Origin of the sequence: Lacihabitans sp. CCS-44 (assembly GCF_024343735.1) — a bacterium.
Taxonomy (GTDB): Bacteria; Bacteroidota; Bacteroidia; order Cytophagales; family Spirosomataceae; genus Leadbetterella.
Genome location: NZ_RJUE01000062.1, coordinates 1 through 16,906, shown reverse-complemented (window position 1 = coordinate 16,906; position 16,906 = coordinate 1). Strand labels below are relative to the sequence as shown.

8 protein-coding genes are annotated in these 16,906 nt (G+C 35.7%); 4 read left to right on the top strand and 4 right to left on the bottom strand.

Annotation, left to right across the window (positions count from 1 at the left end):
* The first annotated feature begins 167 nt into the window (after nucleotides 1-167).
* The 3 genes from EGI26_RS18345 (at nucleotide 168) to EGI26_RS18335 (ending at nucleotide 3,781) form a co-directional block, all read left to right on the top strand.
* Complete coding sequence (locus EGI26_RS18345) at nucleotides 168-1,304, top strand: FAD-dependent monooxygenase (RefSeq protein WP_255080526.1); 1,137 nt, start codon at nucleotides 168-170, stop codon at nucleotides 1,302-1,304.
* 99 nt (nucleotides 1,305-1,403) lie between these two features.
* The gene (locus EGI26_RS18340; protein WP_255080525.1) at nucleotides 1,404-2,357 is read left to right on the top strand and encodes a fumarylacetoacetate hydrolase family protein; all 954 of its coding nucleotides are present in this window, start codon (nucleotides 1,404-1,406) and stop codon (nucleotides 2,355-2,357) included.
* A gap of 125 nt (nucleotides 2,358-2,482) precedes the next feature.
* On the top strand, nucleotides 2,483-3,781 hold the full coding sequence (locus EGI26_RS18335; RefSeq protein ID WP_255080524.1) for an MFS transporter: 1,299 nt from the start codon (nucleotides 2,483-2,485) through the stop codon (nucleotides 3,779-3,781).
* 444 nt (nucleotides 3,782-4,225) lie between these two features.
* Here EGI26_RS18335 and EGI26_RS18330 read toward each other — a convergent pair whose 3' ends face one another.
* The 4 genes from EGI26_RS18330 to EGI26_RS18315 form a co-directional block, all read right to left on the bottom strand.
* Nucleotides 4,226-11,173: a PAS domain S-box protein gene (locus tag EGI26_RS18330; RefSeq protein WP_255080523.1), complete on the bottom strand. Its 6,948-nt coding sequence runs from the start codon at nucleotides 11,171-11,173 to the stop codon at nucleotides 4,226-4,228.
* Nucleotides 11,174-11,829: 656 nt separating this feature from the next.
* The gene (locus tag EGI26_RS18325) at nucleotides 11,830-12,192 is read right to left on the bottom strand and encodes a hypothetical protein (RefSeq protein WP_255080522.1); all 363 of its coding nucleotides are present in this window, start codon (nucleotides 12,190-12,192) and stop codon (nucleotides 11,830-11,832) included.
* Nucleotides 12,193-12,301: 109 nt separating this feature from the next.
* Nucleotides 12,302-13,564, bottom strand: coding sequence for a glycosyltransferase (locus EGI26_RS18320; RefSeq protein WP_255080521.1), 1,263 nt, complete (start codon nucleotides 13,562-13,564; stop codon nucleotides 12,302-12,304).
* A gap of 167 nt (nucleotides 13,565-13,731) precedes the next feature.
* Complete coding sequence (locus EGI26_RS18315; RefSeq protein ID WP_255080520.1) at nucleotides 13,732-15,231, bottom strand: DUF5050 domain-containing protein; 1,500 nt, start codon at nucleotides 15,229-15,231, stop codon at nucleotides 13,732-13,734.
* Nucleotides 15,232-15,919: 688 nt separating this feature from the next.
* Between EGI26_RS18315 and EGI26_RS18310 the strand changes: the two genes are divergently transcribed.
* On the top strand, nucleotides 15,920-16,765 hold the full coding sequence (locus EGI26_RS18310) for a tyrosine-type recombinase/integrase (protein ID WP_255077177.1): 846 nt from the start codon (nucleotides 15,920-15,922) through the stop codon (nucleotides 16,763-16,765).
* The last annotated feature ends 141 nt before the right edge of the window (nucleotides 16,766-16,906 follow it).

Genomic DNA, 16,906 nt, shown 5'->3' with positions numbered 1-16,906 from the left:
ATGAATTATGAATTATGAATTATGAATTATGAATTATGAATTATGAATTATGAATTTTAAATTATGGATAAGTGGTTGATAATCATAGGTTTAAAGTAATTTAGTAATTCGATCTATTAATCATGTTTTATGATTTTGGTGTTCTTTAAATTTTAATCTTAAATAAAATGGGCAATATAAAAAAAGTCTTGGTTGTAGGAGCGGGTATTGGCGGACAGTCGGCTGCTATTGGTTTAAAAAAGGCAGGTTTTGAGGTAGATATCATAGAACTACACAAAGAATTCAATGTTTATGGCGTGGGTATTATTCAGCAAGCCAACGCTTTACGTGCTTTGGATGCCATAGGAGTAGCTGATGAGGCCATGAGAAGAGGTTCGCCCTATGGCAAAGTGAAGTTATGCTTGCCGCACGGGGTTCAAATAGGTGAGGCCGGAACGCCACCTATCGGCCGTTTTCCAAGTCACAATGGTATTTCTAGAAAAATATTACACGATGTTTTGTTTGAAGAGGCCCAGAAAGTAGGTTTAAATTACCGTATGGGCGTGTCTGTAGAAACTATTGATAATCAGCCTGATGTAGTAAATGTAACCTTCACTGATGGTACCGCTGGAAGTTATGATATTGTAATTGCAGCTGATGGTGTTAATTCCAAAGTTAGAAAACTCATTTTTGGAGATTTCAAAACCACTTATGTGGGCCTTTCGGTTTGGCGTTATGCTTTCAAGCGTCCAGCAGATTTGGATACGGGCTACATTTTCTTTAACAAAAAACATAAAATGGGGGTCATTCCTATGACCGAAGACATGTGTTATATTTTTCTTAATTCTGCCGAAGGAGAGCATCCAAATATTCCGGAAGATCAACTGGTTGAAAAGCTGAAAGCTTATATGTCTGCCTATCCTATACCATTGGTTCAGGGCTTAATTTCTCAAGTGACTGATGCCAAATTGGTGAATTATAGAGTATTAGAAACACTCAAAATGCCAGCTCCATGGTACAAAAACCGAGTAGTTGTTTTGGGAGATGCTGCTCATACTACCATTCCTCAGCTGGGTTCTGGAGCTGCATTGGCCATAGAAGATGCCGTGGTGCTGATAGAAGAATTACAAAAGGAAGGAGAGGTTTCCAAAGTTTTCGAAAGATATATGAGTCGCAGATACGAGCGTTGCAAAATGGTGGTGGATGTGTCTGAGACTTTGGGTTCGTGGGAATTGCTCGAATATAACGACCAACCCTTACCAGAAGGAGCAAACATGGGTATGCTCATGGGCAAGACAGGAATGGCTTTGACGGCGGAAATTTAAGCCCCCTAGCCCCCAAAGGGGGAATTCATACAATGAGAATTTTGCGAATTAGAAATATTAAACTTAATCAAAAAAGTCCCCACTGGGGATTTAGGGGCTATGAAATTAATAACATTCTTAAATAAAGACCAAGAAAGCCGTATTGGCTGGTTACAGGGCGAAAGTGTGGTAGATATGCGTTTGGCGAGTGAAAAACTGCCGACCGATATGCTCACATTTATAGATAATCACGAGACTTACTTTCAAATTATCAAGTCATTGGGTGATGTTCAGTCACATTATATTTTGAAAGAGGTGAAATTGTTGGCACCACTTCCCAATCCTCGGAGCATCAGAGACTACATTGGTTTCGAGATGCACATGTTGAACGCCTCGCGTTCGTTTGGACATTCGGTTGGGGAGGCTTGGTACGAAATGCCAATTTTTTATTTTACCAATCACCACAATGTATTTGGACCGAATGACGAAATCAAAAGACCGGCTAAAGAAACGAAGTTGGATATCGAATTGGAAATAGCCTGTATAATTGGCAAAAAAGGTTCGGATATAAAGAAAGAAGAGGCCAAGGATTTCATTTTTGGTTATACAATTTTCAATGACTGGACGGCGAGAGCCACCCAGAAAGTAGAAATGACAATTCCTCTTGGACCACACAAAGGCAAAGATTTTGCCAATGCTTTCGGGCCTTGTATTGTTACTGCGGATGAATTTGAACAATACGAAGTGCCTTTTTCTGAGAGTTATTTTGAAGCACCTTTGAAAGTTCCGACTGAGCAAGATACCAGATTCGATCTAAAAATGACCTCAAGAATCAACGGTGTGACAATCTGCGAAGGAAACTATAAAACCGTACATCATACATTTGGGCAAATGCTCGAAAGAGCCTCTGAAAACGGCGTAAATATTATGCCAGGAGACATATTGGGCTCAGGCACAGTAGGTTGGGGGAGTTTGATTGAGAATAATTTCAGCGTTCATCGTCCCCTCGAACCAGGGGATGTTGTAGAATTAGAAATAGAAGGAATCGGAATATTAATGAACAAAGTGGTGTAACAACCACTTTTTTTGTTCATATCTCTCCATATTGTTTTATTAAAATGAAATTAACCTAAGTTTTTCTTGGATAAATACACTAATTTTAAGTTTTAAAATAATCAACCCTACCGTAATATTATAGAATGGAATTCTCTTCAAAAGCCTTGATTGACTCTAATCCTATCTCAAAACTTCAATTTGCCACTATTATTATTTGTTTTTTGATGAATATGTTAGACGGTATGGATGTACTCGTTATTTCGTATACTGCTCCAGCCATAGCCAAAGCCTGGTCTATTGGGCCAGATATATTGGGTACGGTCTTTAGCTCGGGTTTGGTGGGTATGACTTTAGGAACACTTTTTATAGCACCATATGCCGACAAGATCGGTAGAAAAAACTTAATTTTGATTAGTGCGGTGCTCATGGGCTCATGTATTTATCTGACTTCTTATGCTACCACCGTAAATTCTCTTTTAGTTTATAGATTTCTGAGCGGTTTGGGCATAGGATGTATGTTGGCCAGTACTGCTGCTCTTACAGCTGAGTTTACACCCAACAAATCCAGAGATTTTTGGGTAAGTTTTGTGGTTTCAGGCTACCCAGTGGGGGCTGTTATTTCGGGTCTTTTTGCGGCCAAAGTTATACCAGCGGAAGGTTGGGAACAGATGTTTAGATATGCGGGTATTGCCTCTCTCTTATCCATTCCTTTAATCGTTTTCTTTCTTTCAGAATCCATAGATTTCTATCTTAAAGCCCAACCCAAAAATGCCTTGGACAAAATCAATGGTCTTTTACTAAAGATGGGTTTCAATGCCATTGATACGCTTCCCGAAAAATCCGTAACGAAGTCGGCCATACCAGTGGGCAAACTACTAGATGGCAAATACAAGAAACCTTCCATAGAGCTTTGGATAGCACTTTTTATGGCTTTTGCTGCTTTGTATTTTATGACGAGCTGGATACCTAAATTGGCCTCAGATGCAGGTCTTTCATTAAGCTTGGCCATTTATGCCGGTACTGTTTTCAATATTGGTGCCTTTTTCGGAATCGTAACCCAAGGTTATTTTTCGAGCAAATTTGGACTAAAGAAAACCATTGGGATAATACTCATATTGACTGCCGTTCTTATGGCTTGCTTTAGGTTTTTCGTAGGGTCAGATATTATTTTATTGGTATTTGCCTTTTTAGGATTCGGTATTCAGGGCGGTTTTGTTGGACTTTACGCTTTTGCGGCAAGAATGTATCCAACAGAATTCAAGACCACAGGCATCGGCTGGGCAATGGGAGCAGGGCGAATTGGCGGGATAGTTGGGCCCAAGCTCGGCGGCATATTAATAGGTATGGGCTTAACCATCGGTGCTAACTTCATGATTTTCGCCATTCCGGCACTCATAGCGGGAATCATGACCTGGAGAAATAGTTCGGAGGATGTGAGTTGAAAGTATTCTATTAGGCTAATTGATTTTAGAATTTATTCACCTTAGGAAATGGTTTCTGAAACGGAAATCTGCCATTCACCCATACAGAGGAAATATCTATCGAATATCTGGTGGGAAAATGAGGCTTGACTCTAGAATGAACTCCGAAATACTTACCTGATAATAGGCTGATAAATGCTTATCTAATAAAAATGAGAAAGATATCATTTACATTTTTGCGGGGCATTGTTTTGGTTTGCAGGTCGAATACTTTTTTGTGAAATTTCCTTACTTCAGAAATGATCACTGAAAAATTAGAAGAAAACCAAGACTATACAGGGGCGAATAAAATTCATGAACCATATTTCCTTAGATAAGCTCTACTTTGTCTGAGTAGGAGTTACACATATTTATTTACCCCAAATAGCTTAAAAATAAGATACTAAAAGGCTTTTTATTTATCCTTTAAATTTCTGGAAATCTTATTTCGATAATCGTACCAACCTCATCATTTTGGCTGTTTGGATTTTCAATTCTGTCTCTGACTGAAAATACTATGTTGGCATCATTGATTTTATTATAAGTTATTAACCGTTCAGCGGTTATTTTCAAACCTTGGGATTTATACCCTTCAATGGGTTTGTCTTTGATTATTTCAGAGTTTTTCCTTCCCACACCGTCATCTTCTATCGTACAAATCAAATAATTCTTTTCTTTATAGAATTTGATGCTCAGAAGGCCTTTTTGTAGTTTATATCTTAAACCATGATTAATTGCGTTTTCAATAAAAGGTTGTAAAATCATAGTAGGGATTTCTATATTTTTATCAACACGGCCTTCAAATAGAATTTCAAATTCAAACTTATTGTCGAATCTTAATTTTTCTAACTCTATATAAAGGGTCAATAGATTTATTTCTTCGAAAAGAGGAATAAACTTACTTCTAGATGACTCCAAAAACAAACGAATCAAACGTGAAAACTTAGTTAAATAAAGGTTAGCGGTAGTCGTATCTTGATTAAGAATATAGCTTTGAATAGAGTTTAAAGCATTAAATATAAAATGAGGATTCATTTGCATTTGTAAGGCCCGGAGCTCCAGTTCAGCTTTTAACCTGTTGGCTTCATCTGCAAGCTCTTGGGCTGTTCTTAGGGCATCTTCTGCATTTTTTTTCTCTGTAATATCGGTAGATGTTCCCATTATCATAACGGGTTCCTCTTGCTCATTCCAAACAATTTTTACTGTGTTTTCGAGCCATTTAATTTGACCATCTGTATCTTTTATTCGAAATACTCCATAGGATTGACCATGAATTTTAAGCTCTTTTTCAATTAGCTCACCCTTCCATTTATCTTCGGGTAAAATAACATCTTTCCAAAGCAAAAATTTACGCTTCCAGCTTTTCGAGGATTTCCCGAAAACCTTATCAAAAGAATTACTTATTAATACGAGTTTGTAATCTGGCAGACTAATTGCCCAAACCACCTCATCTAATGAATTAAGAATACTACTGAGGGTGCGTTCACTTTCCAATAATAACTGTTGAGATTTTCTACGTTCGGTAATGTCAACACTGACTCCAACCAGGCCTGTAACTTCTTCTTTTTCATTCAGAAGAGGGATTTTAGAAACTAATAACCACGTTTCTTTCCCGTCATTTTTTACCAATTGGGTTTCTAAGCCAATAATGGATTCTTTAGATTTAATGACTTGAACATCTTGTTCATATGAATTTTGGGCCGTATCACTATTGAACAACTCAAAATCTGTTTTTCCAAGAACACTTTTTTCATCTTGAAATCCTGCAAATTGCACATCGGTTTTATTTGATAAGATCTTTTTAAACGAATTATCTTTTACGTAAACATTAACAGGTATATTATCAATTATCGCACGCAATAACCTTCTTTCTTCTACTAATTCATGTTCTACTTTTACGCGTTCTGAGATATTTCTTACTACACAAATAAATCTAAAAACATTATTGCCCTCATAAAAAGCTGTTATGGTATCTTCACGCCATATATAATTGCCATTTTTATGTAGCGTTCTATATTGTAATAAAAAATTATCATGTTTGAGTCCTGTATGATATTTGAAATTTTTCCTGAAATTTTCAACATCTTCAGGGTGGACATAGTCCGTAAGATTACCTTCACTTTGTTTGTAACTTTCCTCAAATGTATATCCAAACATTTTTTGAAATGAAGGAGAGGTATAAACTATTCGCGAATTTTCAATCACGAATATTCCATCTGAAGTACTCTCAGCAATAAAACGATAACGTTCTTCACTTTCAATAAGTAAACTTTCTACTTTTTTTCTTTCAGTGATATCAATCACTACTTCAATTTGTTGTACAAAATTGTCTTTATCGTCTTTTATGGATGTATTTACTATTTCTATCCATTTTTTTGTTTTTTTGAAAGTTTCAATCTCAAGTTCAACATTAAAATTATTCCCGTTAATTATTTCAGATTCAATATTTGAATCTTTAAACTTAGGATTAAATAATTCGGTTGGTCTTTTACCTAATAAATTTGACAAATCTATTTCCATCATATCCAAGAAACTCTGATTGGCCCATAAAACCCGCCCCTTGGTATCAGCAATTAATACACCGTTGGTGATTTTTTCAGCAACAAGAGAGAGTTGTTTAATTTCACTTTGGATCTTCTTTCTTTCTGTAATGTCCGTACAGATGGCAGAAATTCTGACGATCTCATTTTCTTCATTTCTAATGCCGAAGGATTTCATTAAAATCCATTTTTGACTTGCATCAGGGGTTTTAATTCTAAATTCTAGCTCAAACGAATTGTTTGAATATATTTGTTCGAATACTTGTTCTTTAGTGGGTTGATCCTCCTCAAAAATTAAATCATTTATAAATCCGTTTGGATTATAAAAATAGGATTGGTCTGGCCCAAGCACTTTTTTACAAGATGGGCTTACATAGATATATCTATTTTGAGCAATATCAAAAAGTAAAAATACGTCCTCTAGGGTTTCATTGAGTTGCCTAAAATTAGCTTCACTCTCTCTGATGATAAGCTCATTGTTTATGCGTTCAATAGCATTAGCAACATTTGTGGATAAAGAAAATAGAATATTTATTTTATCGTCTGACCATATTTGCTCACTGGTGCAATCATCAAAACCAATGAAACCAATAAATTTATCTTTAATAGTGATGGGGAATAAAATGATAGAAAGAATTCCTTGGCTACTTAAAAACTCAAGCACCTCTGGGTCTTCTATTTCTGAAATGATTTTCTTGAATACTTTATTTTGAAGTAATATTTCAGTGAAAAATCCGAAATTCTCTAACAGTAAATTTTGTAATTTAGGATTGTCAATTTCAGGTAGTATTCCTTCGCGAACCCATTCGGTTTTTTGACTTGTTGTGTTTTTAGAGATGTCATTTTCAAAATAATAAATTCTATCCGCACCAATGGTGTCTCCAATTAAGTTGAATATTTCTGCCAGTGTTTCTTCTATATTTGTACTTATTAAAAGTCTTTCAGTAGACCTAGCCACCACAGCCAGTAATTCACTTTTGTATAGCAGTTCTTTCTGATTCTCAATTAATTTGGCTTCGGCTTTTTTTCTTTCAGTAATATCAATTTGGATGGTTGCAATGGCGACAGGGCTAGAATTTTGAGGGTCTCTAATGATAAATATCGTAGAATCGGTAATAATAATTTCATCGTTATTGAGGTTAATAAGCTCTTGTTCGCCTTGCCAAATACCTTTTTCGAATACTGTCGGTAAAATCAAATTATCAAGTAGGTATTTACTACTATCCGTAAAGAAATCTCTAGTAATTAAATTTCCATGGAGATTGTCGTAGCCCAAGGCATGTTTGGCTTTCTCGTTTAGGAAAATAATTTTGCCGCTAAAATCCGACATGCCAATCATGGCCCCAGAATATTTAACTAAACTTACGAATTTTTCCTGTTCTAACTGTGTGGAGATTAATTGAGACTGGGTGTTTTTGAGTTCCTCATAACTCTTTACAAGAGCAATTTCAGTGAGTTTACGTTCTGTAATATTCGAAATGATTCCATCGAGCAAGATTCTTTTTTCGATTTCATCGTAATACCTTCTTCCTTTTTCAATAATCCATACGATTTCATTAGATTTATTAACAATTCTATATTCTATTTCGTATTCTTCAGTGTTATTGTTAGAATTGGAGTCAACAAAATTTCTATCCTCAGGGAAAACTAGATCAATGTAGCTTCGTTTTTTATTTAAAATAAAATCTTCAGCTGGATAACCAGATAATTGCTCGATGGCATCACTAATAAAAATCATTGTCCGGCTAGCGTCATTAGCACATCTAAATGTTACACTAGAAATATTGGAAAGTAGCGAACGGTATTGCTGTTCTTTATCTTTAATTATCTGAACAAGGTTAACTTGTTCAGATATATCTTGAAAAGTTCCATAAAGTCTTTTACAACGACCATTTTCATATTCTGCTTGGCCCAATGCCCTTACCCATTTTTCATTATTTTTGAATGTGATAATTCTTATCTCAATATCAAATGATATTCCTTTCTTAAAACATAGTGTAAAAGAATCAAAAACCAAATCTCTATCTTTGCCTTCTTTAAAAAATGCCAAAGCACTATCCAAATTCAAATCAAAATCGGCTGGAGCCTCTAGGGTTGATTTATTTATGTCAGAAAAAAACATTTTTTGATTCTGAACATCGATTTCCCAAGCACCTACCTTTGCCACTCGGCTTGTTTGTTCTAAAACCTCTTTAGTTCTTTTTAAGGCATTTTCTGCCTTAAACCTTTTATCGGCTTCAATCTCCAAAGAAATAAAATCAGCGATGGATTTTGCAAATGAAATATCCTCGTCTGTCCAGTTTTTGTTTTCATGCTGATGTTCCCAACAAATCACACCGACCAATTGCCCTCCAATACTGATAGGCAAATCTAGCATAGACTTAACATTGGTAGATTTCAAGTAAGCATTAGAGAATTCTTTTGTGTATAGATGTGTATTTGCATCATTGGCTATAATGGCCAATTCTCCCCGTAGCCCTTCAAAATATTTAGGAAAATCTTTTTCGAAAATGCTTTCTGATAAGGAGTGTGCATCACTTTCTTTTACATATAAATCTTTGCATTCAATTTTATTTTCACTGTATAGCCAAAAGCTTACACGTCCCACATTAATACCTTCTGCTGCTGCTTCTGTGATTTTAAATAAGCCCTCATTCCAAAAATCACCTTCATTTAATCTAGATTTAGATAGTGTAATTAATATATTATTCTGTTTAAATGCGGCCTCTTGACGTAAAGAATCTGCCAATTCCTGATTCTTCCGTTCACTAATATCTCTAGCAGTTATAAGTCTGATTGTATTGTAACCTTTATCATCGTAAATAAGCCTTACAGAGTCTTCTCGCCAAATGTAAGATCCATTCTTGTGTAAGAAACGAGTAACATAGGTTATTTTTGGAGTCCTATTTTTTATTGCTTCAGCATAAGTTTTATCAAGATAGTCATGGTCATCTGGATGAAAGAAATCATAAATATTGTTATGAGCAATGGCTATCGCTTCTTCAGTGGAATATCCAAATTGTTGTTGATGGGTAGGCGAGAGATAGGAAACTTTTTTACCCTCAAATACAATAACGACATCGGAAATGTTCTCACTTATATATCTAAACTGTGCTTCGCTTTTTTCTGAGGCTATTTTTGCTTTAACTTGTAAATTTATATCTTGAACAAAACCAAAAATACGAATGCAAACACCATTACTAAATTCAGCAGCACCTTTTGCTCTTACCCAAAGCCTATTGCCTTTTGCTGTGATAATTGGCAGTTCTAAATCGTATGAAATTCCTTCATTCATACAATTGCCCAATGATTTTAAAAGTAAATTTCGGGGCTCGCCCTCTTCAAAATAATTGATAACTTGATCAAAATTGGATTCATGGTCGGGAGAAACTTCAAAAATTTCTTTTGTAATTTTTGATGAAAATATTCTTTGTTTTATCAAATCATACTCCCATCCACCCATCCGAGCCTCTCTGCTGGTTTGTTCAAGAACTTCTTTTATCTTTTTGAGTTCTAGCTCATCTTTTTTGCGTGTTGTTATATTTCGAGCAATACAAATAACTTCTTTTATTTGGCCAGATTCATCGCATAGTGGTGATACAATTACACCAAACCATGAAGCACCAATCTCTGAGGGTAAATTATATTCGACGTATGACTTTTTATTTTTCTGTATAGTTTCTTCAATGGCATTATTAATAGTATGATAGGCTTCATCGGGGAATCCAATTTCGTTTATTTTTTTTCCTAAGAAAAACGAAGGAGAAACAATCAAATCCTCATCATTTTCGCTTTGATAATATTCCGTGAAAACCCTGTCTAAATTCAACACAAATACCAAGTCTCCCATATTAGAAATCAGGCTATAAAGTCTATTATTGGAAAGGGTAATTTGGGTTTCAGATCTTTTAATCTCTGTAATGTCTCGACCAATTTTTATTACTAAGTCATGATTTATAGTATCTTCCTGCCACTCGATTATTTTTAATGAACCACCTGATAGTTTTAAACTTAATGTTGAATTATCGCCATTTTTTTCGAACCCTAATTTGTCTTTAACTTCTGAATCCCATTTTTTTCCAATAAAGTCATTAGAGTTAAGTCCAAAAAAAGTATCAATATTTTTACTCGCTAAGGATACCAATCCATCTTGGTCAACTCCTATTATGAATTGATTACCTTTATTGAAATAATTATAAGCAAAAAATAAATTTTCTTTGATATTTAAATCAACATGATGAATGACGAAATTTATGATAAAGGCAATGAAAGAACTATTAAAATAAATGATAAATTCTTTTTGAGGAAGCGTATTTGATAGAACCAGCGTTAATAATACAGCAAAACAGGTACCGATGTAAAAATAAAAATATTTTATTTTGTAAAAAACATAATACGAGATCATGTTCATTAATGTAAACTCTGTCAGTGTGAGATAATCAATCCCTTTGTATGTGGCAATTTTAAAAAGAATTACTAAATTGTAAATGGAAAAAAACAATAAAAATAGCTTATACAGGTTTTTTCTTATAATGATATAATAGCCACTTAGATAGGCTATTGCAAGGCAGATCGCACCTATTAAAAGATTAAAGGTTAGTTCGCTTTCTGCCCTTATTGAAAATAAATCTACATACAGCTCACTGAAAGGCATTAATATGCCAACACCCCAAAAGTACAATAGGTAACGATAATAGTGAGTCGATAAATCTTCAAGGTTATTGAGGTATATAGTACGATTTCTGGCGAAAGATTTTTTTAAAATTAAATAAACAAGAATAATCGCTACCGTTACTACAACCAAAAAAATGATATACCGTAAGACCTCACTCATGAATTTTATACTGGAAATATTATAATAGTTATATCTTTTACAAAAAATCAAATAGAATATTGAACTAAGATACCGGTTTTATGCCTATCAAAACAAGAATAAATCAGACTATTATTTTTTACTTTGAGGATTTTTAGAAGTTTTTTTTGTGGCTCATTTTTTTGGGTATCCAGGTTAAGTAGGTGAGGGTAAATCTCGTAACAATTTTTAGATTTATTGGCCCCTTTAAATAAGTTTTACATACCCAGAGAAAGACAAACCACTTCGAATATTGGGCTATTTTTTATTCATGTATGGAAGATTTAAAATCAGAAACTATTGTTTCATTAGTCTCCTGCAATAAACAATTATATCATCTATGTATGTTTGGCAAAGGTCCAGTTCGTTCTGCTTCCAAAGGTTTCATTGTTGAAAAACTTGTTGTTTTAATATAATTTGGAAAATAGTACGTATCAAAGCTACCAACGACCGCAACCGGAATTCATGGTTTGCTTTGAGCCGGAATGTCTGTCAAAAGGTATGTGAGAGTTTAAAGATTCGAAATTTGAAATGATATCAATTTTCTACGGGTGATTCCAATAGCAATCTGGCCGTAATTCACTAAGTAGAAGAAAAACATCCTTAAGATAGTGAGCTATTTATCTAAGCAAATGATTCTACCACTCTTGAATGATTACACAAACCTGGTGGTCTCTCAATGCGAATTCCTTTGCAGTCCATGGACGAACAGTAACTTTGCTGAGGTTGGGATGCAGAAATTCAGGATGAGACTTAGAAACCTTTTCATATATTTCTTCAATATTTTTGGTCACAATCCTGAACTCAGGATTATGCTCTTTTGCGAGGTTTGAATGTTCAAATAGATATATTTGTAAGCCGTCTTTTTGCAATACACAAAAAGGCTCTTTAGATTTTATCTCCTCGTGGCCAATGGAGAAACCTAGACAATCCACAAAAAATCTCAAACCGTCATTTATATCGACATAATAAATATTCGGGACTAGTTTTTCGAATGTCATATCTTATTTTGTTATTTGTGTTTAAAGATTATTCTTAATTATTGCTAAATTTCACCCTCTTCAATTGTGGTATTTGGCATTTTAAACTCTTCATTTTATCCTGTTTTTGCTAAAGTTTAAAGTATTTTTCAATTTCGTCAATTGTATTATCAAGTCCGTTTTCGTTTCTGATTAGTTGTCCAACTGCAGAAACATTATTTTGTATTTCTTCTGTTTGAATTTTTGTTATTGAAGAAATTAATTTGGCTGCGTTTATAGATTTTATCGGGATATGAATACCTAGTTTCTTGCGTTCAATAATTTTGCCCCAACTTGGCTGGTCTGTGTAAAATGAAACAATAATGACTGGCAAATTGTGTCTCAACATCGTGGCCAAAGTGCCTGCACCTCCATGAAAAACGCCTAATTTACATTGAGGTAAAATACTTTCGTGGTTGACATATTTTGTAACGAATAAATTTTTATGCTTTGGTAAATTATCAAATATAGACCAACCGGTACAAAACAAAATTCTCTCCTTGGTATTTTCCAAGACTTCTGTCAGGATTTTTGCAATTTTTTCTGTGTTACCAATCCCATTGCTTCCAAAACCCATATAAATAGGTTTCGGACCACTTAAAAGCCAATCTGTAAGTTCTTTTGGTGTTTTGTCAAAAGCATTTTCATCTCTCCTCTGCTTGGCAATATTTATAAACCCAGTTATTTTATGATGACTTTCCCAATCTTTGGGTTGTGGTATTAAGGACGGACTTAAGCAGTATAAATCCAATGTTTTTTGTCTGTCAAGATAAGTAATCAAATTCTCTTTCAGTTCCGGCAAGCCAAGTTCTTGTCTGAATTCGTTGGTGTCTTGTTTTATAAATTTCCAAAAAAAACTATGGGCAATTTTATAAGTCAGTTTGTTGTACCAAGGAAAATTCAAAAAATCAAAGTCTCCCAATGGAAACGCTGCTGTAGGAACAACTGGTGGCATAAAATAAGTTAAGGCTACTTTCTTATTCTGTTTTTCAGCTATTGCACTTACAATAGGAATTGTCATAGCGTTGGCGATGATGAAATCAACTTTTGAAATAGCCTCAAAATAACTTTTACACAAAGGCTCTCTGTTGTCGTGAAGTACCTTAAAATAATACTTCATCAATTTGATAGCGTTTTCTGTTTGTAAAATGCCGCGGCCTTCTTTTGAATTCATCATCGTTTCCGCATTTCCCGAGAGCGGTTGAAATGTTACCCCAAAACTCTCAACAAAATCTTTAAAGTCTTCCGTTGCCGAAATTGCCACCTGATGTCCTTTGTCCATAAGCCCAAGTGCCAAAGCAATATAAGGCTGTAGGTCACCTCTCGTTCCATATGTAAATATTCCTATGTTCATCAATTATCGTCTGCTGGCTTGTAGGTGTTGTAATAAGGTACATAAATCTTAAATACCACCAAAAGGCCATTCGTAACTATTCTATATCTATCTCTCAAAAATACCAAAAAACTGAAACACTACGCCAATTGATAAGTTTTTTAAGTTTCAAAAGTTATGGTTTCTTTTTAAAGCTTTGTATTGCTTATAAAAGCTACATACCTTCCGTCAGGCGACCACGAGGGAGTGTTTATTGAGCCTTGACCTCCATAGAAATAGGCAATCGTTTGAGGTATACCGCCGCTTAATGGCATAATTTTCAAAGTTACTTTTTTATAGAATGGATGACTATTGGGGTCTATATCTTTCGGAAACGCAATATATATAAGCTGCTTACCATCAGGCGAAATATGCGGAAACCAGTCGTTGTATTCATCAAATGTAACCTGCTCTTGATTGCTGCCGTCAGGTTTCATTCGGTAAATTTTCATGGTACCTGTTCTTGCCGAATTAAAATAGATGTATTTGCCATCAGGGGTATATTCTGGGCCGTCGTCTAGGGTTGGAGTGTTGGTCAATTGTGTTTCTTTTTTTGTAGCTATATCTATTGCCCAAATATCCTGCTGCTTGTTTCTATCGCCCATGTATATCATTCGTTTACCGTCAGGCGACCAGCTGTGAAACCACGAGTGCCCCCAGGCTGGATCTGTTATTTGTTTGGCTTCGCCCTTACCATCTAAAGGCAAAGTGTAAATAGTTGACCTCCGTGGGTCACCTAAATAAGAGCTCAATCCCATCGTTTTTCCATCGAAAGACAGCACGTGATCGTTGTTATTGGCTACGGCATTACCTGTGTTTAAGATTTCTTCTTTTCCAGTGGCTAGTGTAAACCTGAACATTTTACCATCGCTGTTGTTGTAATAGAGATATTTGCCGTCTTTTGACCAGTTGGGAGCCTGTATGGAGTTCGGCACGGAATGAATTATTTTTCGTAAACCCGTTTTAACATCCAATATTTCTATTTGACTGCCCAGATAATCTCTGTAAGGTTTAAAGTCATCGGCAGCAGGAAAAGTGATACGCACATTCGAAAAAACGGCTTTCTCAACCACTTTTTCATTGTGTGAGCAAATAAACAGACCTGCAAACACCTCTTCATTTAGATTAATTTCCTTTGAAACCGTTTTAAAACTTTCGCCTTGGGTGGCTGCCGAGAAAAAGAATTTATTGCCTTTACGCTGAAACTCGATATGGCTTGGGTGGTAAGTCGAAAGCTCTAGTTGATTGGTTTCGGCACCTTCGGCCTCGCGATATTGAAGCGAAGTGAGTACATCGCCATGCACCGCTGCGTCGGCATAAGCTGAGTTGTGATTAAGACTGTTGCGGGCAATAATGCCGATTTTGCGATGCGGGTCTGTTCCGGCTCCCAAAAACTTAACAGTAGCAGAAATGATAAAATCGCCTTTTATTTTTTTCCAGAGAAAATTATACTGGTCTGTTTTGTACCACATGTTTATGCCACCTCCTGAGAGGGTGTATTCCTGGGTATCTAAATTATAAGATACCTCACCTTTTATGGCGGGGTTGCCCACATCAGATCTTTCTTCAAAAAGACCTATTTTACTAGGTAATTGACAATAAGCCGTATTTAAAGCTAAAAAAATAAAAATAAATGATAGTGATTTCATCTTGTTTTAATGGGTATTGGTTGAATAATAATGTCAAAAATAACGATTTTAAATAAGCGAAGGGAGAAATTTTAGGATAATGCATGGATTGTAAACTTCACCTTAATTTAAACTGGTTTTGTGATTTTTTTGGCACCAGTATCCGAGCGGTGAATTGATAATAAGGATTTTACTGGAATTGCTTATTGTATAATTAAATGAATGTGGTTGGTCGGGGCGGCCTTCCGCATAATAACCCAAGCATATATTTTTAAGTCTTTTTCTTTTTGACAATATTTTAAGCTTTCAATTACTATGTTTATATAATCCTGTCATATCTGTCGGAATACCGTATCACCATTTATGAACGGTTGAGGTAATAAAATAAACCGTATGTTGGTCTTTTACGCTATATTCGTATACCAAATTTTATGTAGTATAAATATGAAATGAGTAAAATTGGATTGGAAATCCTATTTTATCTAGCTTCGACATGCCTTGCGGAACATGTCGAAGAGCGGACGCAAAACCCCTGTTCGAGCGAAACGCAAGCGTTAAGGCCTTAAAAATCATGCGTTTATTCTTTTGAATTCAATACCTTTTCTTTCTATCAGAGCTGGCATTTTGTTTGGTTATCTATAAGTAAACATAATCAAAATATCATGTCAAAAAAAACAGTTTATCAGAAAATGTATTAAGCAATAACCAGTTGGATTGGTTAGACCGCCTTCACAAATCGATGTTGGTTGGTAGCTATGCCAACGACTCCATCCGTAACTACCTTCAAGAGGTTCGTCTGTTGTTTCAGTTTCATTGCGACAAAAATGCCGAGGAACTCACCGAGCTTGACATCAACAATTACATCATTTATATAAAACAAGTTCATAAGGTTGGGCATGCTAAGTGTAAAATGGTGGCCAATGCTGCGAGTTATTTTTTCAGGAATATCCTCCGAAAACCCTACGTTTTGCCTTCGAAGCTCTTTCCACGCAAAGAATGGAAACTGCCCAATGTGATGTCAAAGAGCGAGGTTCAGCAGTTGTTTGAGCAAACAACAGACCTCAAACAGCAACTGGTGGTGAGTTTGCTTTATGGTACTGGCATACGACTCAGAGAGCTTCAGCAACTGGAGTTTTCAGACATTGAGCGTGCAGAAAACCGCATAAAAATCCGTCAAGGTAAGGGGAAGAAAGATAGATATGCACTGCTTCCAAAGCATCTTTTGGGTGTGATGGAGTCGTATTATTGGGCATTTAGGCCAAAGAAATTCCTGTTTGAAAGTCCGCTTCTGCAAGGTCGGCCGCTACATTCACGCAGTTTACAAACCACAGTAAATGCCGCCATGGAAAACGCTGGATTGGGCGGAAAAAGCTACACGGCTCATACTTTACGGCATAGTTTTGCAACTCATCTACTGGACGACGGGGTGGATTTACACACTATAAAAAGTCTTTTGGGTCACAGTAAAATCGAAACCACGATGGTTTATCTGCACCTGACCACTACCCGAAGGTCAACGTTGGTCTCGCCGCTCGACCGCCTGAAAAATGACTGAGGTAGCCCAAAAACTCCAGCAGGTGGTGTTTAACAAGGCAAGCAGAATGGTGAGTAATCAGTACAGCCGCAACATCTTCAAAAAACTGACCGATTGCCACACGGGCAATATGGGGGTGCATCACTACCGCTGTGAGAGTTC

Excerpts from the sequence above, each read along its gene's own strand:
- EGI26_RS18345 (WP_255080526.1), top strand. The coding sequence starts at position 168 with ATGGGCAATATAAAAAAAGTCTTGGTTGTAGGAGCGGGTATTGGCGGA.
- EGI26_RS18340 (WP_255080525.1), top strand. The coding sequence starts at position 1,404 with ATGAAATTAATAACATTCTTAAATAAAGACCAAGAAAGCCGTATTGGC.
- EGI26_RS18335 (WP_255080524.1), top strand. The coding sequence starts at position 2,483 with ATGGAATTCTCTTCAAAAGCCTTGATTGACTCTAATCCTATCTCAAAA.
- EGI26_RS18330 (WP_255080523.1), bottom strand. The coding sequence starts at position 11,173 with ATGAGTGAGGTCTTACGGTATATCATTTTTTTGGTTGTAGTAACGGTA.
- EGI26_RS18325 (WP_255080522.1), bottom strand. The coding sequence starts at position 12,192 with ATGACATTCGAAAAACTAGTCCCGAATATTTATTATGTCGATATAAAT.
- EGI26_RS18320 (WP_255080521.1), bottom strand. The coding sequence starts at position 13,564 with ATGAACATAGGAATATTTACATATGGAACGAGAGGTGACCTACAGCCT.
- EGI26_RS18315 (WP_255080520.1), bottom strand. The coding sequence starts at position 15,231 with ATGAAATCACTATCATTTATTTTTATTTTTTTAGCTTTAAATACGGCT.